Source organism: Aquitalea palustris, from assembly GCF_003693445.1.
GTDB lineage: Bacteria > Pseudomonadota > Gammaproteobacteria > Burkholderiales > Chromobacteriaceae > Aquitalea > Aquitalea palustris.
The window spans coordinates 68431-94827 of the sequence record NZ_RFAR01000003.1 but is presented as its reverse complement, the minus strand read 5'-3'; the positions used below and the strand labels follow the sequence as shown (position 1 = coordinate 94827).

The following is a 26397-nucleotide window of genomic DNA, read 5'->3' as shown; positions in this document are numbered from 1 at the left end:
GGTTTTGTACTTGAAACAAACAGGCTTAATTGCTACCGCAGCAGGCCTTGTATTTCTTGCCGCTGCCGCAGGGGCAGGGGTCGTTGCGGCCGACCTTGTCGCCTTCACGGCGCACGGTTTCCGGTGCCTGAGCCTTGGCGCGCCAGTAGTTGAACACAGCAATCAGTGCTTGCGGCAGCTGTTCCTTGCAGTCGTCCTTTTCCTCATCGGTAAAGGTGACCAGATCTTCGCCTTCTTCTTCCTCGAACATGCCGCCCAGCACCAGGATAGGCATCAGCAGGTCTTCGAAACCTTCATCGTCGGCCGCTTCAAACCAGTCGGTGTCGACCACGTCCAGCGCGTACAGATAGGCATTGCACCACGGCCAGTAGTCGGCTTCGTCGTCTTCGCTATCACTGTCATCGTCGGCGTAGAGGATGAGGTCCAGCTCACGGCCATCGGCCAGGACATGCGCGGTGACGTCGAACAGCTTTTGCAGCAGGTTTTCCAGTTCGACCTTTTCTTCTGGCTTGTCAAAGGCAGGAGCATCACCCAGCACCTCGGCCAGCCACATCGCGCGCTCCGGGGCATCCGGGCCGCTGGCCAATGCGGCGAAGAAACCCTGGGCTTCGTCGGGCCGCATGGTACTGCCACTGATCGACAGGGGCGTCAGCAACTGTTCCAGCCGGGCCAGATCGGCGTCATTGAATACAATATCAGTCATGGTGCGCTCCTAGCGGTCAGAATGAATTGGCCGCATTGTATCGAAAAAAGCCCCGGCACGTCGGGGCCATTTCGCACAAGGCTTGATCCACCTCCCATCAGGCAGTACGGGCATCGCTCAGCCCCAGCTTTTCCTTCATCTGCTGGCGCATGACAAACTTCTGGATCTTGCCGGTAATGGTCATGGGAAAGCTGTCGACAAACTCGATGTAACGCGGAATCTTGTAATGGGCAATCTGCCCCTGACAGAAGGCACGCATATCGTCCACACTAGCCGTTTCTCCATCGCGCAGCTTGATCCAGGCGCATAGTTCTTCGCCAAAGCGGTCGTCCGGCACGCCGATCACCTGCACTTCCTGAATCTTCGGGTGGCTATAGAAAAACTCTTCCACTTCACGCGGGTAGATGTTTTCGCCACCACGTATCACCATGTCCTTCACCCGGCCGACGATGTTGACATAGCCCTGCCCGTCCATCACCGCCAGATCGCCGCTGTGCATCCAGCCGGCACGGTCGATGGAGTCGGCGGTTTTCTGCGGATCGTCCCAGTAGCCCAGCATCACCGAATAGCCACGGGTCAACAGCTCGCCGGTTTCGCCATGCGCCACGATGCGGCCATCGTTATCGACGATTTTCACCTCCACATGCGGATGCACCAGCCCCACGGTGGACACCCGCTTGTCCAGCGGTGTGTCGGCGCGGCTCTGGAAACTGAGCGGGCTGGTTTCGGTCATGCCGTAGCCAATGGTGACTTGCGACATGTGCATCAACGTGGTCACCCGCTTCATCACCTCAATCGGACAGGGACTGCCGGCCATCACCCCGGTACGCAGGCTGGACAGGTCGAAATCGGCAAACTGCGGATGATCCAGCAGGCTGATAAACATGGTCGGCACGCCATGCAGGGCGGTACAGCGCTCTTCCTGTACGGTATGCAGTACGCTGAGCACATCGAAACTTTCTGCCGGAAATACCATGCAGGCACCGTGCGTCAGGCAGGTGAGCGTGCCCAGCACCATGCCGAAACAGTGGTAGAGCGGCACCGGGATACACAGCCGGTCGTTCGCGCCAAAGCGCATGGCTTCGCCGGTGAAATAGGCGTTGTTGAGGATGTTGTGATGCGACAGCGTGGCGCCCTTGGGGCTACCGGTGGTGCCGGAGGTAAACTGGATATTGATGGCATCGTCGAATTGCAGGGTCTGGCCTAGCTGCTGCAAGGCAGCCAGCTCCTGCGGCGTCGGTGCGGCCAACAAATCGGCAAATCCCAGCATGCCGGGCGTGGCCTGCTGCCCCATGCGGATGACCCACTCCAGCTGTGGCATGCGCGCAGCCTTGAGCTGACCGGGCTGGCAGTCGGCCAGTTCTGGCAGCAGATCCTGCAGCATTTCAATGTAGTTGCTGCTCTTGAAGCTGGGCGAGGCAATCAATGCCCGGCAGCCTACCTTGTTGATGGCATATTCCAGTTCGGAACGACGATAGGCCGGATTGATATTCACCAGCACCAGCCCGGCCTTGGCCGTGGCGAACTGGGTCAGCACCCATTCGGCATTGTTCTGCGACCAGATGCCGATGCGGTCTCCCGGCGCAAGGCCAAGGCGAATCAGGCTGCAAGCCAGACTATCCACCTGCTGACGCAATTCGGCATAGTTCCAGCGTATGCCCTGGTGGCGCACGACCAGTGCTTCCTGGCTGGCATATTGCTGGCAGGCCGCATCAAACAACTGGCCTATCGTTTGCCCGATCAGCGCTTGCGGGCTGGCACCGTGCACATAGCTGGCGTGCTTCATTGCTACTGTCTCCTTGTTGTGGTCTTTTGTCCGGTGGAGCCGCTTCCCTGTTCGGCCGCGTGGCCTCCTGGCGCAGAGGTCTTTTTTGCATTAATCCCACAAGTTGACGATTACGTAAACGTAATGCGCCATTCAGGATGAGAAGCAGTGGGAAAAACGCTACAATCCGTACAAATACTGAAAGCAGACACCATGACAGAAGCAGAACTCTTCACCATTTCAGATCTGGCACGTGATTTTGATGTCACCCTGCGTACCATCCGCTTCTACGAGGAACAAGGCCTGATCGAACCCAAGCGTGATGGCCGCCAGCGCGTGTTCACCCGCCGCGACCGTGCCCGCCTGCGGCTGATCCTGCGCGGCAAGCGCATTGGCCTGTCGCTGTCGGAAATTCGCGAAATCATCGACCTATACGATCTGGCGCGCGACGAAGCCAGCCAGTCGCTGAAGCTGCTGCATTTGCTGGTGGCCCGGCGCGAGCAGCTGGAAGAGCAACGCCGCGATATCGATGTGGTCTTGGCGGAAATAGACGCTCTGGAGCAGCACTGCCGTGGCGTGATCGACCAGATGACCACCAAGTCCGATACCCCGGCCTGAACACCTGCCCTGTGGCAGGTTTTTTTACCACCTCGTATTGACGTTAACGTAAGCGTAATTCAATATTCAAATCATTAACATCACCTTCACAATAGCCTGTCAGGCCTTGCCGCCAAGACCGGCACCCGAGGAGAAACACCATGTACAGCAGCCTGCGTTTTGACCACGGCGACACCTACGACATGTTGCGCCAGAGCGTGAAGGATTTTGCCGACGCCGAAATCGCCCCGCGTGCCGCGCAAATCGATCAGGACAATCTGTTCCCGGCCGATCTGTGGCGCAAATTTGGCGAGATGGGCTTGCTGGGCATCACTGCCGAAGAGGAATACGGCGGTGCCAATATGGGCTATCTGGCCCACATGATGGTGATGGAAGAACTCAGCCGGGCGTCGGCCTCGGTGGCGCTGTCCTACGGTGCGCACTCCAATCTGTGCGTGAACCAGATCCAGAAAAACGGTAATGCCGAACAAAAAGCCCGCTACCTGCCCAAGCTGATCTCCGGCGAGCACGTGGGCGCGCTGGCCATGTCCGAGCCCAATGCCGGTTCCGATGTGGTCAGCATGAAGCTGCGCGCCGACAAAAAAGGTGACTGCTATGTGCTGAACGGCAGCAAGATGTGGATTACCAATGGCGGCGATGCCGACACGCTGGTGGTATACGCCAAAACCGACATCAATGCCGGCGCCAAGGGCATCACGGCTTTTATCGTGGAAAAAGGCTTTGCCGGTTTCAGCCACGGCAGCAAGCTGGACAAGCTGGGCATGCGCGGCTCCAACACCTACCCGCTGTTCTTCGACAACTGTGAAATCCCGGCCGAAAACGTGCTGGGTGGCGAAGGCAATGGCGTGAAGGTGCTGATGAGCGGGCTGGACTACGAACGCGCCGTACTGGCGGCTGGCCCGCTGGGCATCATGCAGGCCTGCATGGATATCGTCGTCCCCTATCTGAACGACCGTAAGCAGTTTGGCCAGGCTATCGGCGACTTCCAGCTGATGCAGGGCAAGCTGGCCGACATGTACGTCAAGCTATCCGCCAGCCGCGCCTATGTCTATGCCGTCGGCCAGGCGCTGGATCGTGGCGAGAGTGGCCGCCAGACGCGCAAGGATGCCGCCGGAGCCATCCTGTATGCCGCCGAAAACGCTACCCAGATGGCACTGGACGCCATCCAGTGCCTGGGCGGCAACGGCTATATCAATGAGTATGCTACCGGCCGCCTGCTGCGCGATGCCAAGCTGTATGAAATCGGCGCGGGCACCAGCGAAATCCGCCGCTGGCTGATTGGTCGCGAACTGATGGCTGAAACACGCTGAACACCGGGAGTAGAGAGTGGGGAGTCGGGAGTAAAACCGTTCACTCGCCCACACCCTACTGACCACTAACACCAGGAGTAGAGAGTCGGGAGTGGGGAGTTCCCCACCCGTCACCTGCTACTCCCTACTCCCCACTCCCTAAAATCATGCCAATCATCGAATCCAAACTCTCCCCGCGCGCGCCAGACTTCCAGGCCAATGCCGACAAAATGCGTGCGCTGGTGGATGACTTGAAACAGAAGGTCGCCACGGCGGCACTGGGCGGCGGCGAAGGCCCGCGCGCCAAGCATGTGGCCCGTGGCAAGCTGCTGCCGCGTGAGCGCATCAACCTGCTGCTGGACCCGGGCGCGCCCTTTCTGGAGCTGTCCCAGCTGGCCGCCCACGGCATGTATAACGATGATGCCCCAGGAGCCAGCCTGATCAGCGGCATCGGCCGCATTGCCGGCGTGGACTGCCTGATCATCGCCAACGATGCCACGGTCAAGGGCGGGACTTACTACCCGATGACGGTGAAAAAGCACCTGCGCGCCCAGGAGATCGCCAGGGAAAACCGCCTGCCCTGCGTCTATCTGGTGGATTCCGGCGGTGCCTTCCTGCCCTTGCAGGACGAAGTGTTTCCCGACAAGGAACACTTTGGCCGCATCTTCTACAACCAGGCCCAATTATCCGCCGCCGGCATTCCGCAAATCGCCGTGGTGCTGGGCAGTTGCACCGCTGGCGGCGCTTATGTACCGGCCATGTCGGATGAAACCATCATCGTCAAAGAGCAAGGCACCATCTTCCTGGGCGGCCCGCCGCTGGTGAAGGCCGCCACCGGTGAAGTCGTGACGGCAGAAGAACTGGGCGGCGGCGATGTGCACACCCGCATCTCCGGCGTGGCCGACCACCTGGCGCAGAACGATGCCCACGCGCTGGGCATTGCCCGCCGCATCGTGGCCGACCTCAACTGGCACAAACAGGGTGTGCTGGACCGCGTCGAAGCAAAACCACCGCGCCATGCCGCCGAGGAAATCTATGGTGTGATTCCGGCCGACCCGAAAAAGCCGTTTGATGTGCGCGAAATCATCGCCCGGCTGGTGGACGATTCCGACTTCGACGAATTCAAGCAGAACTACGGCAGCACACTGGTCACCGGCTTTGCCCGGCTCAATGGCTGGCGCGTCGGCATCATCGCCAACAACGGCATCCTGTTTTCCGAATCGGCCCTCAAGGGTGCGCACTTTGTCGAACTGTGCTGCCAGCGCGGCATTCCGCTGATCTTCCTGCAAAACATCACCGGCTTCATGGTGGGCAAGAAATATGAAAACGGCGGCATTGCCAAGGATGGCGCCAAGCTGGTCACCGCCGTGGCCTGCGCCAGCGTACCCAAATTCACCGTGCTGATTGGCGGCAGCTTTGGGGCAGGCAACTACGGCATGTGTGGCCGCGCCTACAGCCCGCGCATGCTGTGGATGTGGCCGAACAGCCGTATCTCGGTGATGGGTGGCGAACAGGCTGCCGGGGTACTGGCCCAGGTCAAGAAAGAACAACTGGGCGAGGCCTTTAGCGCCGAGCAGGAAGAAGCGCTGAAAGCCCCGGTGCGCGAACAATACGAACGCCAGGGCCACCCTTATTACGCCAGTGCCCGACTATGGGATGACGGCGTGATCGACCCGGCCCAGACCCGCGATGTGCTGAGCCTGGCGCTGGAAGCGGCCCTGTCCGCCCCCATCGACAAGACACGCTTTGGCGTGTTCCGCATGTAAGGAGCCGCCACCATGCACTACGACACGCTGCAAATCGAACAACAGGGCAAGGTCGCCACGGTATGGATGAACCGTCCCGAGCTGCACAATGCCATGAACGAAACGCTGATCGCCGAGTTGACTGCCGCCTTCAAGGCGCTGCAACTGGACGACAGCGTCAGGGTCATCGTGCTGGCCGGGCGCGGCAAGAGCTTTTCTGCCGGTGCCGATCTGGACTGGATGCGCCGCGCTGCCGGCTATAGCGAAGCGGAAAACCTGGCCGACGCCCACCACCTGGCCGCCATGCTCAAGACCATCTACCGCAGCAAAAAACCGGTGATTGGCCGCATCCATGGTGCAGCCATGGCCGGCGGCACCGGACTGACCGCCGTGTGCGACATCGCCATCGCCACCGAACACGCCCGTTTCGCCCTGACCGAAGTACGGCTGGGGCTGATTCCCGCCACCATTGGCCCCTATGTGGCCGATGCCATCGGCTGGCGCCAGGCGCGACGCTATTTCCTGTCGGCCGAGCGCATTGACGCCGCCACCGCCGCCCGCATTGGCCTGGTACACGAGGTGGTAGCCGCCGAAGCACTGGACGAGCGTATTGCCGGCATAGCCGCCGAACTGGCCCAGGGTGCGCCGCAAGCCCTGTCTGCCGCCAAGGATTTGCTGTCGGTGCTACACGAGGCCTCGCCCTGGGATGATGATCTGCTAAGCGACACGGCCGGGCGCATTGCAAGCATTCGCGTGAGCCGGGAAGCCCGCGAAGGGCTGGCCGCCTTCTTCGACAAACGCCCGCCCGCCTGGCAACAAGAACAATAAGGACGCAGCCATGTTCAAGAAAATCCTCATCGCCAACCGCAGTGACCAGCAGCCGCAAGGCTGCGCAGCTGCGCAGCAACATCACCTGACGGCGCGCCTGCGCCGTGGCGATTTCGCCGCGGGAGACTGCCATGTTTAAGAAAATCCTCATCGCCAACCGCGGCGAAATAGCCTGCCGGGTGATCAAGACCGCCCGTCAGCTGGGCATAGCCACCGTGGCGGTGTATTCCGATGCCGATGCCGACGCCCGCTTTGTCAAACTGGCGGATGAAGCCTGGCGACTCGGCCCGGCACCCGCTGCCGAGTCCTATCTCAAAGCCGACACCATCCTGGACATCGCCCGCGCCAGCGGTGCCGAGGCCATCCATCCTGGCTATGGCTTCCTGTCGGAAAATGCCGATTTTGCCGCCGCCTGCACGGCTGCCGGCATCGCCTTCATCGGCCCACCAGCCCGTGCCATCGCCGCCATGGGTAGCAAGTCGGCCGCCAAAACCCTGATGGAAAAAGCCAGTGTGCCACTGGTACCCGGCTACCACGGTGCCGAGCAGCAAGCAGAATTCCTGCAGCAACAGGCCGACCACATCGGCTATCCGGTCTTGATCAAGGCCAGCGCCGGCGGTGGTGGCAAGGGCATGCGCATAGTCGAGCGCAGCGAAGATTTCGCTGCCGCACTGGCTTCCTGCCAGCGCGAGGCCAGCGCCAGCTTTGGTGATGACAAGGTGCTGGTGGAAAAATACCTGACCCGACCACGCCATGTGGAAATCCAGGTATTTGCCGACAGCCATGGCCAGTGCGTCTACCTGTTCGAGCGCGACTGCTCGGTGCAACGCCGCCACCAGAAAGTGCTGGAAGAAGCTCCCGCCCCACACCTGCCCGCCGTCATGCGCCAGGCCATGGGCGAAGCCGCCTGCGCCGCCGCCCGTGCCGTCGGCTACATCGGTGCCGGTACGGTGGAATTCATTGTCGACGTGCAGGCCAATGGCCAGCCGGGGGCCTTCTATTTCATGGAAATGAATACCCGCCTGCAGGTAGAACACCCGGTGACAGAAATGATCACCCGGCAGGATCTGGTGGCCTGGCAGTTGCACGTCGCTGCCGGTCAGCCACTGCCGCTGCGACAGGAAGAACTGAAGATTCATGGCCACGCAATCGAGGCACGCATTTATGCGGAAGACCCGGACAAGGGCTTCCTGCCGGCCACCGGTCAGCTGATTCACCTGCAAACGCCGCAAGAAAGTGCCCAGGTCCGCATCGATACCGGCGTGGTTCAGGGAGACAGCATCAGCCCCTTCTACGACCCGATGATTGCCAAGCTGATCGTGTGGGGAGAAAACCGGGACGCGGCCCTGCAACAGCTGGATACGGCACTGGCGCAGTACCAGATTGCCGGCGTCAGCAGCAATATCGCCTTTCTGCGGCGCATCGTGCAGCATGACAGCTTTGCCAGTGGCCAGGTCGATACCGGGCTGATTGCCCGCCATCAGGATGTGCTGTTGCCCGCACCAGCGGCGCCAACAGCGCAGCAACTGGCCTTGCTGGCCGTGGCCGAGGCCCTGCACACCGCCGCGCCCTACCCGGCGCCTGCCGGCTGGCGGCTGAACGGCGTACTGGAACAGAGCGTGCAGTTTCGCCAGGGCGAGCAGCTACATAGCGTGGGGCTGCGTTATCTTGAACAGGGTTTTGTCGTTACGGTGGCGGGGCAGCAAGTCGAGGTTCAAGCCCGTCTGCACGGCCGCCAATTGCAGGCGACACTGGATGGCCTGGTGCTTTGCGCCAGCGTGGTACGGCTGGATCTGCAACGGCTGTTGTTCGTACAAGGTGAACGCCTGCAACTGGAGTGGGTCGACCCCTATGCCGTAACAGAAGACACAGTCCACGGTGTGACCCATCTGAAAGCCCCGATGCCAGGCCGGGTGGTCACCCTGCTGGCCAAGGCCGGCCAGACTGTCCGTCAAGGCGAGCCCTTGCTGATTCTGGAGGCCATGAAGATGGAACACACCATTCACGCCCCTGCCGACGGCGTGCTGCGCGGCTTTTACTTTGCCGCTGGCGAGCAGGTGTGTGATGGCGATGAGCTGGTGGATTTCGACGCTGCCTGAGTGGCGGCATGGAGGACAGAATGACTCGCGTGAAGATTGTCGAAGTCGGCCCGCGTGACGGGCTGCAAAACGAAAAGCAGCAACTGGACACGGCCAGCAAGCTGGAACTGATCCGCCGCCTGGCAGCCAGCGGCCTCACCACCATCGAAGCCGGCGCATTTGTCTCGCCCAAATGGGTGCCACAAATGGCCGACAGCCTGCATGTGTTGCAAGCGCTGGATCTGTCCGGCCCAGTGAATTACCCGGTACTGGTACCTAACGACAAGGGCATGGAGCAGGCACTGGCGGCAGGTGTGCGCGAAATCGCCGTGTTCGGCGCGGCCAGTGAAAGCTTCAGCCAGAAAAACATCAATGCCAGCATTGCCGAAAGCCTGGCCCGCTTCGACAGCGTGCTGGCCAGCGCCCGCCGCGAGAACATCCGCGTGCGTGGCTATGTATCCTGTGTGGTGGACTGTCCTTATGAAGGGGCCATTGCCCCGGCCAAAGTGGCGGAAGTCGCCGCCCGCCTGCTGGACATGGGCTGCTACGAAATCTCGCTGGGCGACACCATAGGCACGGGCACGCCCAACCGCGTGCTGGACATGCTGGCAGCCGTGAGCAAGCTTGTGCCAATGGAAAAGCTGGCTGGCCACTTCCACGATACTTACGGCATGGCCATCAGCAATATTCATGCGTCTTTTCAGGCGGGAGTCCGGACCTTCGACTCCTCCGTTGCCGGGCTGGGCGGCTGCCCGTATGCTCGTGGAGCTTCCGGCAATGTCGCAACGGAAGATGTGGTCTACCTGATGAACGGGCTGGGCGTGGACTGCGGCGTCGCGCTGCCACGACTGGTGGAAACGGCATGGTTCGTTTCCGGCCTGCTGGGCCGCGCACCGGTTTCGCGGGTCGCACAGGCCATGGGCCGCCACCACTGATGCTTGCACGCACGGCCCGCCGCGCCCGTGACAACAATAAAGAGGAGCAACATGCAGCATTCCACCACCCCGATCTGGCACCCTAGCGCCGCCCGTGTGGCCGGCTCCCATCTGCATGCCTTTCAGCGGCTGGCCGAAGCCGCCTATGACCGCCCGCTGCCCGACTACCACAGCCTGTGGCAGGCCAGCGTGGACGACCCCGGCCGTTTCTGGGCACTGGTATGGGACTACTGCGGCGTCATCGGCGACAAGGGCAATACGGCACTGGAAAACGGCGACAACATGCTGGCCGCCCGCTTCTTTCCTGAAGCCCGGCTCAATTATGCAGAAAACCTGCTGCGCCATGATGGCGATGGCACCGCCCTGGTGTTCTGGGGCGAGGACAAGCTGCAGCGCCAGCTAAGCTGGCAGCAACTGCGTCAGCTGGTATCCCGCCTGCAACAGGCCTTGCTGGCCGCCGGCATCAAGCCGGGCGACCGCGTGGCCGGCCTGCTGCCCAATATGCCGGAAACTGTGGCCGCCATGCTGGCCACCACCAGCCTGGGCGCGGTGTGGACCAGTTGCTCACCGGATTTTGGCATCGACGGCGCCATCGACCGCTTTGACCAGACCGAACCCAGAATACTGTTCTGCCCGGATGGCTACTGGTATAACGGCAAACAGATCGATATCCACGACAAGATGCAGGCACTGGCTGCCGGCCTGCCCTCGGTAGAACAATTCATCGCCATCCCCTATCTGGGCGATGCCGTGGAGTTTGCTGCCAGCCTGCCGCGCACCCAGCCCCTGAGCGACTTCATTGCGCCGTTTGCAGCAGGCCCCTTGCACTACACCCGGGTGGACTTCAACCACCCCTTGTTCATCCTGTATTCCAGCGGTACCACCGGCAAACCCAAGTGCATCGTGCACGGCACCGGCGGCACCCTGCTGCAGCACCTGAAAGAACACCAGCTGCACGGCGATGTGCACCATGCTGACCACTTGTTCTTCTTCACCACCTGCGGCTGGATGATGTGGAACTGGCTGGTGTCCGGCCTCGCTTCCGGTGCGGCGCTGATGCTGTACGACGGTTCGCCCTTTGCCGCACAGGGGCGCGTGCTGTGGGACTATGCACAGCAATGGCAATTCAGCCATTTCGGCACGTCGGCCAAATACATCGACGGACTGCGCAAGATCAACCTGAGCCCGGCCACGGAATACCGGCTGGATGCACTGCGCGCCATCTTCTCCACCGGTTCGCCACTGATGGCGGAAAGCTATGACTGGGTGTACGCCAATATCAAGCAGGACATCAATCTGGCGTCCATCTCCGGCGGTACCGACATCGTGTCCTGCTTTGCCCTGGGTTGTGCCACGCTGCCGGTATACCGTGGCGAGCTGCAATGTCGCGGGCTGGGCATGGCGGTGGACATCTACAACAGCCATGGCCGGCCGGTGCGCCAGGAAAAGGGCGAACTGGTGTGCACCCGCCCCTTCCCCTCCATGCCGGTAGGCTTCTGGCAGGACGAGCAGGGCAGCAAATACCGCCAGGCTTACTTCGGACGCTTTGACAACATCTGGTGCCATGGCGACTATGCCGAGCTGACCGAGCACGATGGCATGGTGATTTACGGCCGTTCCGATGCCGTGCTCAACCCCGGTGGCGTGCGCATCGGCACCGCCGAGATCTATCGCCAGGTGGAGAGCATTGCCGAAGTACTGGAAAGCCTGGCCGTGGGACAGCGTTGGCAGGACGACGAACGCGTGGTGCTGTTTGTCAGGCTGCGTGAGGGTTGCCAGCTGGACGAAGCACTCACGGTGCGCATACGCGAGCAAATCAAGCGTGGAGCCAGCCCACGCCATGTGCCGGCGCGTATCATCGCCGTGGCGGATATCCCGCGCACCATCAGCGGCAAGATTGTCGAGCTGGCAGTGAAGAATGTCATTCATGGCGAACCGGTCAACAATCTGAGCGCGCTAGCCAATCCGGAGGCGCTCAAACTGTTTGCCAACCTGCCGCAACTGCAACACTGAAGCGACTGGCGGTACGGGGCGGCTAGCCGCCCCGACTGCAACACGGGGCAAGCCGCCAATGCTTGAGCGCGCTCAAGGCTGCCCCTCAGCGCTTGATGCAGGCTGATCACCCCAGTCAACAGAGCACAGCATGAAACGCAGCGCCGCACTTACCCCTCTATCCCGCGAGCACCACCACGCACTGTCCCTCGCCATCCAGGCTGGCAAAGCAGCCCGTAGCGATGATGCCGCACAATGGCGACAGGCCGCCGACAAAATCAGCCAGCAGGCAGCACACAGCTTGCAAGCCCACTTTGCCGAGGAAGAGCGCACCTTGCTACCGGCGCTGGCGCAAGCCGGTCATGGCCAGCTGGTTGAACGCACGCTGGAACAGCACGCCCACCTGCGTCGCCTGTTGCAACACGCCGAACTGGCCAGCCCGGCCATCTTGCAGGCTTTTGCCGATACCATGACTGCGCATGTGCGCTTTGAAGAGCGGGAACTGTTTGCCGTGGCGGAAAGCCTGCCGGCGGTCATGGCAGCACTGCAAGCGCATAGCGCATGAAAAAGGGCCGGCATGATCCGGCCCTTCAATTGGCAAATGGTGGCTCGCGCCACTAGTGGCTCGAGCGGCGGAACAGGCCAAACAACTCAAACTTCTCACGCGGACGCGATCCCTGCCATAGCAAGGTCCAGCCCGGTTCGGCCAAGCCTTCGCTACGTGAACGCATGCGCAACTGGTAATCGCAAGGACTGCTCTCCCCGGCCGGATAAGCCAGCAGATCGATACCCGCGTAGTAATGCCAGCTGATGCGCGCCACCATATTCTGGCTTTCCGTCGCGATACATTGCGTCTTGTCCAGTCCGGCTGCCGGCATGGCTCGCACCATGCTCTCCACCACCGGACGGTAGCTCTTGGCTGCATCCAGCCACGGCAGCCACAGGCTGAGCGCCAGCCCCCAGCACAGGGTCAGCCCTGCCGCCCAGTTGGTAATGGCCTGCCGGCCACGCAAGTGGCTGCGCGTTACCGCCCAGATCCAGGTGATGGTCGCCAGCACGGCAAATACCGCGGCCAACACCGACACATGGGGCACATAGTAGGGGCTGAAATACTGCGCCCGCCCGGCCAGCCGCTCCGGCCAGCCATAGTTCATTGCCGCCCAGCCAGCCCAGATCAACAGCCCGAACACGCCGAAGGTCATCAGCCCAAACCAGTTGAGAAAGGCCGCCGCGCCACGGCGCAGATTGTCCAGTTCCACCGCAGCCAAGAGCGCCAGCGGCAGCAGCAAGGGCATGGCGTAATCCATGCTCTTGCGCTCGGACAGCGTCAGCATGATCAGCACCACGCCAAAGAACATCAGCGGCAGCTGCAACATGGGTAGTTCGTACTTGCGGTTGCGGAACAGCGTCCAGGCCGCCAGCGGCCAGGCCGGCCAGGCAAACCAGATGGTATTGAAGGTGTAGTAGCCAAAACCGTGAAACAGGCTGACCTTGCCAAAGCCATCCAGCGGGCCCAGTGCATGGCGCTCCCACCACAGACGGAACAGTGCCGGATAGCTGCGCTCCAGCTGCATCGGCCAGATCAGTGCTACCGGCAAGGCCACCAGCAAGGCCATGAACACGGTGATGGCGTAACGCTTGTTACGCCAGGCGGTAAAGGCCGGCAGGAAAATCACCACGGCCCACACCAGCATTACTTCCAGCAGGCTGGCACTGAGAAACAGTGTGACGCTGGCCGCCCCCAGTATCGCCCCGGCCAGACCGGGCGAACGCAAGGTCAGCGACAGCGCATAAAAGGCAGCGGCAAAACCGGTAAAGCTGGCCACCATGGGCGTCATCTGGTGACCGGTGACAATCAGGCCCAGGCAGCCTATCAGTATCATCACCACACTGCGGCCATAACGGCGGCCGATCAGGTCGCGCCCGGTCATGCCGGCCAGCGTCAGGCCCAGCGCCATGAACAACGGCGTGGCCAGGCGAGCGGCATCATGCGCGGGTAGCAGCCAGGGCGAAAACAGCTTGGCAAAACCAGCGGCCACCCAGTAATACAAGGGCGGCGACTCCAGATAGGGCACCCCTTGCAGGGTGGGCAGCAGCCAGTTGCCGCTGCGCAGCATGCCCTCTACCACCGCCATCACATAGGGTTCGTCCGGCTTCCACGGATCGTGGCCGATAATGCCGGGCCACAGCCAGATAAAACACAGCAGCAGCAAGACCCAGGGTTTTTCGGTGGGAACGGGAACAGTGGCGTTTTGCGGGGAGTACGTCAGCATCGAGGCGCGCGCCGGTAGGAGTAAAGCGCTATTTTAATGTGCAAGCGCGGGCTGCGGAAATGAAAAAAGGCAGCCATGGCTGCCTTTTTTCCAAAGCTTACAAGCTTAGCGCTTGAAGAAGCCGCCGAACTTCTGGTTGAACTTGTCGATACGACCAGCGGTATCAACAATCTTCTGCTTACCGGTGTAGAACGGGTGGCAGCTGGAGCACACTTCAATGTGGAAGGCGTCCTTGGCCATGGTCGACTTGGTAGTGAAGGTGTTACCGCAAGAGCAGGTAACCGCAACTTCGGTGTAATTCGGGTGGATATCAGCGCGCATGAGAGCTTCCTTAGTTTACGGGTACAGGGGTTTTGCCTGTACTACAGGGTCAAGAGGACGCATTATCCGCGCTTTATTAGCGCTTGACAAGTCGCCCAAGACTAAAACGGTGGCAATACACCGCCAGGCAACGGCGGCTGTGGCCAATCAGCCGACAAGCCCAACACCGGGCTGGCCTGGCCTTGTCGACTAGCTGCAATCAGGCACGGCGCCAGCTGGTGCCCTGGGCGTTGTCTTCCAGTACCACGCCCTTGGCGATCAGCTCGTCACGAATGCGGTCGGATTCGGCCCAGTTCTTGTTGGTACGGGCATCGCGACGCGCCTGGATCAGCGCTTCGATCTGCTCGGCAGTCAATTCGCCCTCACCTGCTCCGGCCTTGAGGAATTCTTCCGGCTCGCGCTGCAGCAGGCCCAGCACGCCGGCCAGGTCCTTCATCAGGCGTGCCAGTTGAACATCGCGCGTCTTGTTGACTTCACCGGCCAGGTCAAACAGCACGGCCACCGCTTCGGAGGAGCTGAAGTCGTCGTCCATGGCGGCCTTGAAGCGCGCCGCGTACGGGTTACTCCAGTCGATACCCGTGGACGCCGGCAGCTCCAGGCCGCGCAAGGCCGTGTACAGCCGGGTCAGGCCCTGCTTGGCATCGTTGAGGATGCTGTCGGTGTAATTGACCGGGCTGCGGTAGTGGCTGCGCACGATGAAGAAGCGCACCACTTCGCCGTCGAAGTGCTGCAACACGTCGCGGATGGTGAAGAAATTGCCCAGCGATTTGGACATCTTTTCGCCATCGACATTGATAAAGCCATTGTGCAGCCAGTAGTTGACATACTTGTGGCCGTGCGCGCCCTCCGACTGGGCGATTTCGTTTTCGTGGTGCGGGAATTGCAGGTCTTCGCCGCCGCCGTGAATGTCGAAATGCTCACCCAGGTGGTGGCAGCTCATCACCGAGCATTCAATATGCCAGCCCGGACGGCCAGCGCCCCACGGGCTTTCCCATGACGGTTCACCCGGCTTGGCCGCTTTCCACAGCACGAAGTCCAGCGGATCGCGCTTGTTGGGGTCGATTTCCACCCGCTCACCGGCGCGCAGTTTGTCCAGCGTACGGCCGGACAGCTTGCCGTAGCTCTCGAACTCGCGCACCGCGTAGTACACGTCGCCATTGGGGGCCGGATAGGCCTTGCCATTGGCAATCAGCTGTTCGATCAGTGCAATCATGCCGCCCACATGATGGGTGGCACGCGGCTCGTGGGTGGGCGGCAGCAGGTTCAGCGCCGCAGCATCTTCATGCATGTCGGCAATGGTTTGCGCTACCAGCTGATCCGGAGTGATGCCGCGCTCCAGCGCACGCTTGATGATCTTGTCTTCGATGTCGGTGATGTTGCGCACGTAGTTGACATCGTAGCCGGAGGCCTTGAGCCAGCGGTAGATCACGTCGAAGGCCGCCAGCATGCGGGCATGGCCGATATGACAGAGGTCGTACACCGTCATGCCACACACATACATACGCACCTTGCCCGGTTCGATGGGGTGGAACTCTTCTTTCTGGCGAGTCAGTGTGTTGTACACGTTCAGCATGATTCGGCAACCTGTGCTTGGGTAAAAGGGGAAATTGTAGCAGAGTCGTCAAGCCCCCGCGAAGGGCAGCCTGATCCGGACCCCTGCCCACTCCATCATGCAAAACCGGGCACAGGGCCCGGCTGGTCTGCAGAGGCAAGCGGAGTATATGGGGTCAGACTGGCGGCCATTCAATACGGCGGTAATCCGGCACGCCCTGACGGAAGGGCGGCATGCGCTCGCCCTCCATCAACGGCAGCAGGTAATCCAGAAAGGCCTGGGTCACCCCATAGCCATCGGCGGAGATGAAATGCGCCGGGAAGGCTTTTTCCTGGTCGCCCACCTCCTCCAGCGCTACCGCAGCCACGTCCCAGCGATAAGGATGATCAGACAGGCGGCGAATGCCGGCCATCACGCCAGAACGGCCAGCCAGCAGCCACTCCACACCCTGCTGCCCCATCCGGTAGGCTTGCTCCACATCGGTGGCCGAGGCCAGATGGCCGGCAGCGCGCTGCAGATAATCCACCTGTGCCACATGCGCCGACAGACCGCGCTCGCGCTTGAGCAGCCCGGCCAGCCAGCTGCCCACCCCGCCCAGTTGCTCATGGCCATACACGGCCGAGGCATTGGCTTCAGTGACAAAGCGCCCGGAGGCATCCACCAACCCTTCGGCCACCGAAATGGCACACTGGCCGTGCGCCGCCAGGCTGGCATCCACCGCAGCCAGAAACCTGTCCTGCTCAAACGGCACTTCCGGCAGCAGCACGATATGCGGTGCCTGCCCGCCATGAATGCGCGCTGCGGCCGGGGCTGCCGCCAGCCAGCCGGTATGGCGGCCCATGGCCTCCATGATGAATACCCGGCCGCGCCCCATGCTGATCATGTCCATGCCCACTTCCAGCATGGTGCTGGCCAGAAACTTGGCCGCCGAGCCATAGCCCGGGCTGTTGTCGGTGCCGACCAGATCGTTGTCTATGGTTTTGGGCACACCAATCACATGCAGGGCATGGCCGGTGTGGCGCTGAAAATCTGCCAGCCGCGCCGCACAGCCCAGTGAGCCGTTGCCGCCATTGATCAGCAGGTAATGAATGCCATGACGTGCCAGCACTTCCTGCATGCGCAGCCAGTCGGCGGGACATTCGTCGAAACTGCCTATCATGCGGCGGCTGACGCCAAAATGCCCGCCGGGCAGGAAACCCAGCCGCGCGATGTCGTGATCGGACACGCCATCGGTATTCACCAGCCGGTCTTCCAGCAAACCGGCCAGCCCATCGCGCGCGGCATACACCGACACCCCCAGCTTGCGCGCGGTTTCAATCACCCCCTGGGCCGAGGCATTGAGTACGGCGGTTGGCCCGCCGGATTGCAGATACAGGATACGAGGCTGGTTCATGGCATTTCTCCGCGAGCAGGACTGAGAGTGGCTGACAAGAGCATGGCATCCCCAAGGCAAGACGCGCCGACGCAGGCAGGACCAGCAAGGGACAATACCGCAGCAGGTTTTTGTCAGCGGCGCTGAATGGCTTCGATGCTAGGCGGCCAGCCTGTAACAGGCAAATTACATCAAGGGAAAGTCGATACGCATCAAATGCTGCGCTGGCGAAGCTTGTCAAAGCCCGCGCAGCGGTGTAGCCGGGGCTGCGGACATGAAAAAAGCGGGCCTGTGGCCCGCTTCTGTACACGATATGGCTGGCGGCAGGTTTACTTGCTCCAGGTATCGCGCAGGCCTACCGTGCGGTTGAACACGGCACGCACACCTTGCTGATGGTCGTAACGGTCGGTGACAAAGTAGCCCAGACGCTCGAACTGGAAGCGCGATTCCGGCGCAGCCTTGAGCACGGCATCTTCTACATAGGCCGTGACGGTTTTCAGCGATTCCGGGTTGAGGAACTGGCGGAAATCAACATATTCGCCATCTTCGCCACGCACGGCATCCGGACGCGACTCGGTGAACAGGCGGTCGTACAGGCGTACATCAGCCTCGATAGCGTGCTCAGCCGATACCCAGTGAATTACGCCCTTGACCTTGCGGCCTTCCGGGTTCTTGCCCAGGGTGTCGTGGTCGATGGAGCACTTCAGTTCCACCACCTTGCCGTCGGCGTCCTTGATGACTTCTTCGCACTTGATGACATAGCTGTAACGCAGGCGCACTTCGCCACCGGCAGTCAGGCGCTGCCACTTGGGCGGCGGCACTTCGGCAAAGTCCTCACGCTCGATCCAGATTTCACGGGCGATCGGCACTTCGCGCTCGCCGAATTCCGGGTGATGCGGATGGAAAGGCGCGCTACGGCTGGCAGTGACGGCGGCATCGAAGTTGCTGAGGGTCACCTTGATCGGGTCCAGCACGGCCATCACGCGCGGCGATTCGTTTTCCAGCATCTCGCGCACGGCGCCTTCCAGCACGCTCATGTCGATGATGTTTTCACCCTTGGACACGCCAATGCGCTGTGCAAACAGGCGGATACCAGCCGGGCTGAAGCCACGGCGGCGCATGCCTTCGATGGTGGGCATGCGCGGGTCGTTCCAGCCATCCACCAGGCCGTCGGTCACCAGCGCCTGCAGCTTGCGCTTGGAGGTGAGCGCGTACAGCAGCTCCAGACGGGAAAACTCGTACTGGCGCGGGTGGCAAGGGATGGTGATGTTGTCCAGCACCCAGTCGTACAGCGGGCGATGGTCTTCGAATTCCAGCGTGCACAGGCTGTGGGTAATGCCTTCCAGCGCATCCGAAATGCAGTGGGTGTAGTCGTACATCGGGTAGATGCACCACTTGTCACCGGTACGGTGGTGATGGGCGCGGCGGATGCGGTAGATCACCGGGTCGCGCAGGTTCACATTGCCGGAAGCCATGTCGATCTTCAGGCGCAGCGTCTTGCTGCCATCGGCGAATTCGCCGGCACGCATGCGGGTGAACAGGTCGAGGTTCTCTTCCACGCTACGGTCGCGGAAGGGACTGTTCTTGCCCGGCTCGGTCAGGCTGCCGCGATAGGCGCGCATTTCTTCGGCGTTGAGGTCGCAGACAAAGGCCTTGCCGGACTTGATCAGCTCGACGGCGTAGTCGTACAGCGCATCGAAGTAATCCGAGGCGAAACGGACATTGCCATCCCACTGGAAGCCCAGCCATTCCACGCTGTCCTTGATGGACTGCACGAATTCGTCCGACTCTTTTTCCGGGTTGGTGTCATCCATGCGCAGATTGCACTTGCCCTGATAGTCTTCGGCCAGACCGAAGTTGAGGCAGATGGATTTGGCGTGGCCTACGTGCAGGTAGCCATTGGGCTCCGGCGGAAAGCGGGTGACGATGGAACTGTGCTTGCCGGAAGCCAGGTCCTCGTCAATGATGTTGCGAATGAAGTTGCTGACTACTGGCGCGTTGTTTTCCGTGCTCATGATTCTGGCTGCAGACTAAATGAAAGCAATCGGTGATTGTAACCGATTTGCCCTTGCTGGGGAGGACCAGTCCCGGCATGGTGCGAAGCTGCCGGTTCTGGTCTGCTGAATGGACTGCTAGAGCAGTTGACGGCCGGTAATGGCCTGCAATTCGGCCAGTGGCGAGCGCGACGGGTCGGCCATGTCCTGCGCCGGCAGCCAGAAGGTCTGCTCCAGCATGAACTGGCCGGACATCACCGCATGCGAGGCATGGTCGGAGAAGCACACCCAGCCGCAGCCCGGCGGGAAGGGCATGGTTTCCTGCGGGCAGCTGCGCTGGTAGTCCATGTCGGCCTTCATCGCATCATGCAGATGCAGCATCAGGTGGTCGTAGGCGCTGCGCTTGCGCTTGGTGATTTTCAGCGCCGCCATCAGCGCCGCCGAGCCCGGCCACTGGCGCGGAATGCGCGGCAACATGCGCCGCGCCATGTCGGCAAACGGCTCGCCGACACGCCACACGCGCGGTTCGCCATTGGGATTGGCATTGTAAAACACACGCAGGATGCGCTCGCCATAGGTGGGCCGGGAGGGGAAGGCATCCACATGCAGGCGGCTGTCGTCCTTGCGCCAGGAAGTCTGGCGATCTTCCACCCGCAGCAGACGCAAGCTGGTGGGCGCGGCACGCAGCTTGCCACGGTATTCCGGCAGCAACTGCTCGACCAGGGCAAAGGCGCATTCGCGGTAGCGGCTGATCAGCGCCCGTACCGCCGCTTCATTGGCAGGGTCGGCCACACCGTGCAGCTTGCCGTCCGTTTGCGGGTCCAGGCTGATGTTCTTGCGCTTGGGGTCGGCCACCTGCGGATTGAGCAAGGCCAGCTCGGCGGGCTGGATGGCAAAATCCAGCTGCGGCAAAAACAATACCTTGCCGCTTTCCAGCGCGGCGACTTGCGAATGCTGCGGCCTACCCGCTAGCTGTAGAATCTGGCTAGTCATGTCTCTAGGGCTTTCTGTGGGGTTCTGCTGGCAACGGCGTCTATCAGACAGAAAACATGCCGCTTGCCACGGGCGACAAAACAGCAGGTTACGCCAATCTGCGGCCGAGGTCACATCCCGTCGGCATGCTGCGGACAAGCTGCTGATTCCGCAGCAAAACCCTGCTTCAGACTAAGCCCTACTTGCAGCACGACAATTCATCATAAAAAACAACTGTTTATAGTGATAAAACCCAAAAAGTGCGGCATAATGCCGGGTTGCTCGCACACCAGCGCCACTACCGCATTCCATCAGCATGACGACACTAGCAGCCGCCGCAAAACCGATCACCTCTTACCGCAAGTACTGGGCCAGCCGCTTTGGCAACGCGCCCTTCCTGCCGATGAGCCGCGCCGAAATGGACGAGCTGGGTTGGGATTCCTGCGACATCATCCTGATTTCCGGCGACTGCTATATCGATCACCCCAGCTTCGGCATGGCCCTGGTGGGCCGGCTGCTGGAAGCGCAGGGCTTCCGCGTCGGCATCATCGCCCAGCCGGACTGGCAATCGGCCGAGCCCTTCCGCGCGCTGGGCAAGCCGAACCTGTTTTTTGGCGTCACCGCCGGCAATATGGACTCGATGATCAACCGCTACACGGCTGACCGTCGTCCGCGCTCCGACGACGCCTACACCCCGAATGCCGAACCGAACAAGCGCCCGGACCGGGCGGTGACGGTATATGCCCAGCGCTGCCGCGAAGCCTACCCGGGCGTGGGGGTGATGATCGGTTCCATCGAAGCCAGCCTGCGCCGCATCGCCCACTTCGACTACTGGAGCGACAAGGTACGCCAGTCGGTGCTGATCACCTCCAAGGCCGACATCCTGCTGTATGGCAATGCCGAGCGGGCGCTGGTGGAAATTGCCCACCGTGCCGCCAAGGGCGAAAAGCTCAGCGAGATCCGCGACGTACGCGGCACGGCATTTGTGGTACAGCAAGGCTGGCGGCCGGATGAAGAATGGCAGGAAATGGACTCCAGCGTGGTGGACCTGCCCGGCCATGTCGATCCGCACCTGAACCCCTATCAGGAAATACCGGAACAGGCTGCCGAAGCGACCAAGGGCAGCGACCCGACCGCACCGCAGGTGATCCGCATCGAGTCGCGCGAAGAGCGTCTGGCCAAACGCCGCGCCGAACGCGCCAAAACCGTCATCCGCATTCCGGCCTACGAAGCCGTGGCACATGATCCGGTGCTGTACGCCCATGCCAGCCGCACCCTGCATCTGGAATCCAACCCCGGCAATGCCCGTGCGCTGGTACAGCTGCATGGCAGCCGCGATGTGTGGCTGAACCCGCCGCCCATTCCGCTGACCACCGAGGAAATGGACTTCGTCTACGGCCTGCCCTACGCCCGCAATCCGCACCCGTCCTACGGCGATGCGCATATTCCGGCCTGGGAGATGATCAAGTACTCGGTCAACATCATGCGCGGCTGTTTTGGCGGCTGTACCTTCTGCTCGATTACCGAGCACGAAGGCCGCATCATCCAGAGCCGCTCGGAAGAATCCATCCTGCACGAGATCGAGGAAATCCGCGACAAGACACCGGGCTTCACCGGCCACATCTCCGACCTGGGCGGCCCGACCGCCAATATGTACCGCCTGTCGTGCAAGGACCCGAACATCGAGCGTTCCTGTCGCAAGCTGTCCTGTGTATTCCCGGACATCTGCGAGAACCTGAATACCGACCACAGCCATCTGATTCAGCTCTACCGCAAGGCACGTGCCCTGCCGGGCGTGAAGAAGATCAATATCCAGTCCGGCCTGCGCTACGACCTGGCAGTACGCTCGCCCGAGTACATCAAGGAACTGGTGCAGCACCATGTGGGCGGCTACCTGAAAATTGCTCCGGAACACACCGAGGACGGCCCGCTGTCCAAGATGATGAAGCCGGGCATGGGCGCTTACGACAAGTTCAAGGAGCTGTTCGAACGCTTCAGTCGTCAGGCGGGCAAAGAGCAGTACCTGATTCCCTACTTCATTGCCGCCCACCCTGGCACCAGCGATGAGGACATGATGAATCTGGCGCTGTGGCTGAAGAAGAACAACTTCCGCCTGGACCAGGTACAAACCTTCACCCCGACGCCAATGGCCATGGCCACCACCATGTGGCATACCCGGCGCAATCCGCTCAAGCGCCTGTCGCGCAGCTCGGAAAAGGTGGACGTGGTGCGCGATGGTTACCGCCGCAAGCTGCACAAGGCCTTCCTGCGCTATCACCACCCGGACAACTGGCAGATCATTCACGATGCGCTGATCAATATGGGCCGCAGCGACCTGATCGGCCACAGCAAGCACTGCCTGATTCCGCCTACCCCGCCGGGTGACAAATCCGCAGCGGTGCGGCACCGCCTGGGCGCGCCGGTGGCACGCCAGAACAGCGGCAAGCCCGGTCAGCCGCGCACCGGCCAGGGCAAGGCCACGGCAACGCCGGGCAAATCCTTTGGCGGACGCCCGCAAGCCACCGGCCGGCCGGGCGCCAAACCCGGCAGCAAGCCGGCAAGCCAGGCCGCTGGCAATAACCGCAGCAAGCATAAACGCTAAGCCAGGCCAGCCCAGCGACCAACGGCATTGTCCATGACGATGCCGTTTTTCTTGGGCAAATCCGCCAGCGCCAGTTACAGTACAGTCAGGCTTTATAAACAGGACACGCACAATGGGCGCCTCACTCAAACTGGCCGAACTACTGGGCTCGCTCAGCTATGCGCTGGATATTACCGAGGGACAGCCAGAAGGCCATTGCGTGCGCAGCTGCTGGATAGGCATGCATATCGGCCGCGCCATCGGCCTGGACAGCCAGTCACAGTGGGAGCTGTACTACGCCATCCTGCTGAAAGACCTAGGCTGCAGCAGCAATGCGGCCCGCATCAGCGCGCTCTACCTCACCGACGACCGCCAGTTCAAGCATGACTTCAAACAGGTAGGCCAGGGCCTGCCGCAGATGCTGGGCTTTGTGTTCAGCCATACCGGGCGCCACGCCGGCTGGGCCGACCGGCTGGCCTCCATCGTCAACATCATGCGCAATGGCAAGGACATTGCCGACGAACTGATCCACACCCGCTGCCACCGTGGAGCTGACATCGCCCGCCAGCTGCGTTTCAACGAAAAGGTGGCACGTGGCATCCAGTCGCTGGACGAACACTGGGATGGCTCCGGCCGGCCGTTGGGCCTGCAGGGCGAGGCCATTCCGCTCAATGCGCGTATTGCACTACTGGCGCAGGTGATTGATGTGTTTCACATCACCAGCGGCCGCGCCGGTGCACTGGCAGAAATCCGCAGCCGCGCCGGTGGCTGGTTCGACCCAGCGCTGGTGGCCTGCTTTGCCACCGTGGCCCAGGATGAAGCCTTCTGGCAGGTGCTGGAATCCACGGCGGTGGATCAGGCAGTGCTGGCACTGGAACCGGCGCAGCATCAGGTGGAAGTGGACGAAGACTATCTGGATGAAATCGCCGAAGGCTTCGGCCAGGTGGTCGACTCGAAAAGCCCCTTCACCGCCGGCCACAGCCAGCGCGTCGGGCACTATGCCGAGCAGATTGCCGCCACCCTGGGCCTGGATGATGCACGCCGGCGCTGGCTGAAACGCGGGGCCTTGCTGCACGACGTGGGCAAGCTGGGCGTGAGCAACAGCATTCTGGACAAGCCAGGCAAACTGGATGCCGAGGAATGGGCAGCGGTACAAAAACACGCCAGCTACACCCACGCCATCCTGGGCCGCATGCAGGTATTTGCCGAGCTGGCGGATGTCGCTGCCGCCCATCACGAACGGCTGGACGGCAAGGGCTATCCACGTGGCCTGGCGGCGGATGCCATCACGCTGGAAACCCGTATCATCACCACCGCCGATATTTTCGATGCCATCAATGCCGAGCGCCCTTACCACCCGGCCACGCCGGTGGACAAAACGCTGGACATCATGCGCCAGAACCTGCACAGCGCCATCGACCCGCAATGCTTCGAGGCACTAAGCCAGGTCTTGCGGGTAGAAGGTCAGCTCTAGCCCCACACCACGCCACGGGTCAGCAGCTGTTCCGCACGCAATAGCGCAGCGGCCAGATCCGGCTGCAGATTGTCTTCTCCCAGGTCATCCGCCAGCCGCGAACCCTTGAGCATGGCCAGCACCTCATCCGCCGCACCGCACAGAATCAGCGTCTTGCCCTGCGCCCTGAGCTTGTCGTTGAGACTGTCCAGCGCCAAGAGGCCGGTGGTGTCCAGCAACACCAGCCGGTGCAATTGCAAAATGATCACCCTTGCCTGCTCAGCCTGCTGGTGAATGATTTCCACACTGTCCGCTGCGCCAAAAAACAAGGCACCCTCGACACGAAAGGCCGCACAGCCATCCGGCACATGCTTGCCGGCAATGGTATGGCGCTCGAACAGCTGGGCGTATTCCGGCAACAAGCGGTTGACTGAAGTATGGCTGGCCATGCTGCGGATAAAGAACACGGCCGCCATCAGCAGGCCGATCTGCACGGCAACCGTCAGGTCGAACACCACCGTCAGCAAGAAGGTCACCACCAGGATGGCGGTATCCCGCTTGGGAAACTGGAAAGCCTTGCGGATATCCCAGTCGCCCATTTTCAGTGCCACTGAAATGAGAATGGCGGCCAGCACCGCCAGCGGGATACTCGCAGCCAAGGGCGCAGCCACCAGCAGAATCAACAGCAACAGCAAGGCATGCACCATGGCCGCCACCGGCGTTTTACCGCCATTGCTGATATTGGTGGCGGTGCGCGCTACCGCCCCGGTAGCCGGAATGCCACCAAAAAACGGCGCCACCATATTGGCAATACCCTGGCCGATCAGCTCCTGATTGGAGTCGTGCTTGTCCGCCGTCATGCTGTCGGCCACCACCGCACACAGCAGTGATTCGATGGACCCCAGCAGGGCGATGGTAAACGCCGGAGCCAGCAAGTCGGATAGATGAGTCGGGTCCAGATCCAGTCCGCCAAAACTGGGCAGGCCTTGTGGAATGCCGCCGAACTTGCTACCCAGCGTAGCCACCGGCAGCCCGAACAGTGCGGTCATCAGCGTGGCCAGCACCAGCGCCACAAAGGGGGCTGGCAACACGCGGTTAAGCCGCTTCGGCCACAACAGGATCAGCAGCAGGCTGCCTGCCGACAGCAGCAAGGTGGGCCAGTGGAAATTGCCCAGCTGTTCGCGCAAGACCTGCATCACCGCAAAGAAACCGGCCGGCATCTTGTCTACCGGCAGACCGAAGAAATCCTTCAACTGGGTCAGGAAAATCAGCACGGCGATGCCATTGGTAAAGCCGGTGATCAGCGGTAGCGGGAAAAAGCGGATCACCTGCCCCAGCCGGAAGAGCCCCATCAATACCAGCATCACCCCGGACATGAAGGTGCAGATCAGCAGATTGGCCACGCCATACTTGGCCACGATGCCGTAAATGATGACGATGAAAGCCCCGGTCGGTCCGGTGACTGACAGCCGGCTGCCACCCAGTGCCGCCGCCAGGAAACCGGCAATCACGGCGGTAAAGATGCCCGCCTGCGGCGTCACCCCGCTGGCCATGGCAAAAGCCATCGCCAGGGGAAGCGCAACAATGCCGACGGTAAGACCCGCCATCAGGTCATCGCGCAGCAGCTGGCGATTGTAGTGTTGCAGGGTATCGAGGACGCGGGGACGGAAACCCAGACTGAACATGGCGACGGCTTTCTGTTGTTGTGAGTGGCCGGCAGGTTCTGACACACCGGCAGCATGGTCATCCAGTCATCATCGACGCCACTGCCTTGCCACGCAAGGGATGCACGCTTTTCTGTCGCATTCCGGCTGTGGCACGGACCATGGCAGAGGCATATCGACACCCCAATTCAACAGGCGTAGGATGATTTCATGACCACTTCAGCATGAGGGAAAACCATGACACAAGACAAAAATACCGATC

General features: G+C 61.5%; 20 protein-coding genes. 11 read left to right on the top strand and 9 right to left on the bottom strand.

Annotated features, from left to right (window positions below; all coding sequences use genetic code 11):
* Window positions 1-25: 25 nt before the first annotated feature.
* Complete coding sequence (locus EAY64_RS00930; RefSeq protein ID WP_103522910.1) at window positions 26-703, bottom strand: YecA/YgfB family protein; 678 nt, start codon at window positions 701-703, stop codon at window positions 26-28.
* A gap of 97 nt (window positions 704-800) precedes the next feature.
* The gene (locus EAY64_RS00925; RefSeq protein ID WP_103522909.1) at window positions 801-2489 is read right to left on the bottom strand and encodes an AMP-binding protein; all 1689 of its coding nucleotides are present in this window, start codon (window positions 2487-2489) and stop codon (window positions 801-803) included.
* Window positions 2490-2681: 192 nt separating this feature from the next.
* Here EAY64_RS00925 and EAY64_RS00920 point away from each other — a divergent pair, with 192 nt between their 5' ends.
* The 9 genes from EAY64_RS00920 to EAY64_RS00885 all read left to right on the top strand — a co-directional run bounded on the left by EAY64_RS00920 (window position 2682) and on the right by EAY64_RS00885 (window position 12518).
* Window positions 2682-3086, top strand: a complete 405-nt coding sequence (locus EAY64_RS00920) for a MerR family transcriptional regulator (RefSeq protein WP_103522908.1) — start codon at window positions 2682-2684, stop codon at window positions 3084-3086.
* Between the two features lie 140 nt (window positions 3087-3226).
* The gene (locus tag EAY64_RS00915; protein WP_103522907.1) at window positions 3227-4396 is read left to right on the top strand and encodes an isovaleryl-CoA dehydrogenase; all 1170 of its coding nucleotides are present in this window, start codon (window positions 3227-3229) and stop codon (window positions 4394-4396) included.
* A gap of 146 nt (window positions 4397-4542) precedes the next feature.
* Window positions 4543-6141: a carboxyl transferase domain-containing protein gene (locus EAY64_RS00910; protein ID WP_103522906.1), complete on the top strand. Its 1599-nt coding sequence runs from the start codon at window positions 4543-4545 to the stop codon at window positions 6139-6141.
* A gap of 12 nt (window positions 6142-6153) precedes the next feature.
* Entirely contained in the window at window positions 6154-6948 is a 795-nt protein-coding gene (locus EAY64_RS00905) for an enoyl-CoA hydratase/isomerase family protein (protein ID WP_103522905.1), read from the top strand.
* A gap of 10 nt (window positions 6949-6958) precedes the next feature.
* Window positions 6959-7087 (top strand): hypothetical protein, encoded by a 129-nt coding sequence (locus EAY64_RS20755; protein WP_255424520.1) that lies wholly within the window; start codon window positions 6959-6961, stop codon window positions 7085-7087.
* Window positions 7080-9047, top strand: a complete 1968-nt coding sequence (locus EAY64_RS00900) for an acetyl-CoA carboxylase biotin carboxylase subunit (RefSeq protein ID WP_103522904.1) — start codon at window positions 7080-7082, stop codon at window positions 9045-9047. The genes EAY64_RS20755 and EAY64_RS00900 overlap by 8 nt, the downstream gene beginning before the upstream one ends.
* A 20-nt stretch (window positions 9048-9067) precedes the next feature.
* On the top strand, window positions 9068-9961 hold the full coding sequence (locus EAY64_RS00895) for a hydroxymethylglutaryl-CoA lyase (RefSeq protein ID WP_103522903.1): 894 nt from the start codon (window positions 9068-9070) through the stop codon (window positions 9959-9961).
* A gap of 51 nt (window positions 9962-10012) precedes the next feature.
* Window positions 10013-11974 carry an acetoacetate--CoA ligase gene (locus EAY64_RS00890; RefSeq protein WP_103522902.1) on the top strand — a complete coding sequence of 654 codons (1962 nt, stop codon included), beginning with the start codon at window positions 10013-10015 and terminating at the stop codon, window positions 11972-11974.
* Between the two features lie 130 nt (window positions 11975-12104).
* On the top strand, window positions 12105-12518 hold the full coding sequence (locus tag EAY64_RS00885; protein ID WP_103522901.1) for a hemerythrin domain-containing protein: 414 nt from the start codon (window positions 12105-12107) through the stop codon (window positions 12516-12518).
* A 52-nt stretch (window positions 12519-12570) separates the two neighbouring features.
* Here the strand turns inward: EAY64_RS00885 and EAY64_RS00880 are convergent, their stop codons facing one another.
* The 6 genes from EAY64_RS00880 to kdoO form a co-directional block, all read right to left on the bottom strand.
* Window positions 12571-14226, bottom strand: coding sequence for an ArnT family glycosyltransferase (locus tag EAY64_RS00880; RefSeq protein WP_103522900.1), 1656 nt, complete (start codon window positions 14224-14226; stop codon window positions 12571-12573).
* Window positions 14227-14331: 105 nt separating this feature from the next.
* Complete coding sequence (rpmE, locus tag EAY64_RS00875; RefSeq protein WP_103522899.1) at window positions 14332-14547, bottom strand: 50S ribosomal protein L31; 216 nt, start codon at window positions 14545-14547, stop codon at window positions 14332-14334.
* 199 nt (window positions 14548-14746) lie between these two features.
* Entirely contained in the window at window positions 14747-16120 is a 1374-nt protein-coding gene (cysS, locus tag EAY64_RS00870) for a cysteine--tRNA ligase (RefSeq protein ID WP_103522898.1), read from the bottom strand.
* A 154-nt stretch (window positions 16121-16274) separates the two neighbouring features.
* Window positions 16275-17492, bottom strand: a complete 1218-nt coding sequence (locus EAY64_RS00865; RefSeq protein WP_103522897.1) for a 6-phosphofructokinase — start codon at window positions 17490-17492, stop codon at window positions 16275-16277.
* A 308-nt stretch (window positions 17493-17800) separates the two neighbouring features.
* Window positions 17801-19486 (bottom strand): glutamine--tRNA ligase/YqeY domain fusion protein, encoded by a 1686-nt coding sequence (locus EAY64_RS00860; protein ID WP_103522896.1) that lies wholly within the window; start codon window positions 19484-19486, stop codon window positions 17801-17803.
* A 117-nt stretch (window positions 19487-19603) separates the two neighbouring features.
* On the bottom strand, window positions 19604-20458 hold the full coding sequence (gene kdoO / locus EAY64_RS00855; protein ID WP_103522895.1) for a Kdo hydroxylase KdoO: 855 nt from the start codon (window positions 20456-20458) through the stop codon (window positions 19604-19606).
* 295 nt (window positions 20459-20753) lie between these two features.
* Here kdoO and EAY64_RS00850 point away from each other — a divergent pair, with 295 nt between their 5' ends.
* Window positions 20754-23039 carry a YgiQ family radical SAM protein gene (locus EAY64_RS00850; protein WP_103522894.1) on the top strand — a complete coding sequence of 762 codons (2286 nt, stop codon included), beginning with the start codon at window positions 20754-20756 and terminating at the stop codon, window positions 23037-23039.
* Between the two features lie 112 nt (window positions 23040-23151).
* Window positions 23152-24492 (top strand): HD-GYP domain-containing protein, encoded by a 1341-nt coding sequence (locus tag EAY64_RS00845; RefSeq protein WP_103522893.1) that lies wholly within the window; start codon window positions 23152-23154, stop codon window positions 24490-24492.
* On the opposite strand, the gene EAY64_RS00840 is transcribed toward EAY64_RS00845, so the two are convergent.
* On the bottom strand, window positions 24489-26156 hold the full coding sequence (locus tag EAY64_RS00840) for a SulP family inorganic anion transporter (protein ID WP_103522892.1): 1668 nt from the start codon (window positions 26154-26156) through the stop codon (window positions 24489-24491). The genes EAY64_RS00845 and EAY64_RS00840 overlap by 4 nt on opposite strands.
* Window positions 26157-26397 lie beyond the last annotated feature (241 nt).

Bases quoted from the DNA above. Each gene is read 5' to 3' on its own strand.
- EAY64_RS00840 (WP_103522892.1), bottom strand. From the start codon at position 26,156: ATGTTCAGTCTGGGTTTCCGTCCCCGCGTCCTCGATACCCTGCAACAC.
- EAY64_RS00920 (WP_103522908.1), top strand. From the start codon at position 2,682: ATGACAGAAGCAGAACTCTTCACCATTTCAGATCTGGCACGTGATTTT.
- EAY64_RS00910 (WP_103522906.1), top strand. From the start codon at position 4,543: ATGCCAATCATCGAATCCAAACTCTCCCCGCGCGCGCCAGACTTCCAG.
- EAY64_RS00850 (WP_103522894.1), top strand. From the start codon at position 20,754: ATGACGACACTAGCAGCCGCCGCAAAACCGATCACCTCTTACCGCAAG.
- EAY64_RS00845 (WP_103522893.1), top strand. From the start codon at position 23,152: ATGGGCGCCTCACTCAAACTGGCCGAACTACTGGGCTCGCTCAGCTAT.
- EAY64_RS20755 (WP_255424520.1), top strand. From the start codon at position 6,959: ATGTTCAAGAAAATCCTCATCGCCAACCGCAGTGACCAGCAGCCGCAA.
- EAY64_RS00900 (WP_103522904.1), top strand. From the start codon at position 7,080: ATGTTTAAGAAAATCCTCATCGCCAACCGCGGCGAAATAGCCTGCCGG.
- EAY64_RS00905 (WP_103522905.1), top strand. From the start codon at position 6,154: ATGCACTACGACACGCTGCAAATCGAACAACAGGGCAAGGTCGCCACG.
- EAY64_RS00880 (WP_103522900.1), bottom strand. From the start codon at position 14,226: ATGCTGACGTACTCCCCGCAAAACGCCACTGTTCCCGTTCCCACCGAA.
- kdoO (WP_103522895.1), bottom strand. From the start codon at position 20,458: ATGACTAGCCAGATTCTACAGCTAGCGGGTAGGCCGCAGCATTCGCAA.
- EAY64_RS00925 (WP_103522909.1), bottom strand. From the start codon at position 2,489: ATGAAGCACGCCAGCTATGTGCACGGTGCCAGCCCGCAAGCGCTGATC.
- EAY64_RS00865 (WP_103522897.1), bottom strand. From the start codon at position 17,492: ATGAACCAGCCTCGTATCCTGTATCTGCAATCCGGCGGGCCAACCGCC.
- EAY64_RS00930 (WP_103522910.1), bottom strand. From the start codon at position 703: ATGACTGATATTGTATTCAATGACGCCGATCTGGCCCGGCTGGAACAG.
- EAY64_RS00895 (WP_103522903.1), top strand. From the start codon at position 9,068: ATGACTCGCGTGAAGATTGTCGAAGTCGGCCCGCGTGACGGGCTGCAA.
- rpmE (WP_103522899.1), bottom strand. From the start codon at position 14,547: ATGCGCGCTGATATCCACCCGAATTACACCGAAGTTGCGGTTACCTGC.
- EAY64_RS00915 (WP_103522907.1), top strand. From the start codon at position 3,227: ATGTACAGCAGCCTGCGTTTTGACCACGGCGACACCTACGACATGTTG.
- EAY64_RS00890 (WP_103522902.1), top strand. From the start codon at position 10,013: ATGCAGCATTCCACCACCCCGATCTGGCACCCTAGCGCCGCCCGTGTG.
- EAY64_RS00885 (WP_103522901.1), top strand. From the start codon at position 12,105: ATGAAACGCAGCGCCGCACTTACCCCTCTATCCCGCGAGCACCACCAC.
- cysS (WP_103522898.1), bottom strand. From the start codon at position 16,120: ATGCTGAACGTGTACAACACACTGACTCGCCAGAAAGAAGAGTTCCAC.
- EAY64_RS00860 (WP_103522896.1), bottom strand. From the start codon at position 19,486: ATGAGCACGGAAAACAACGCGCCAGTAGTCAGCAACTTCATTCGCAAC.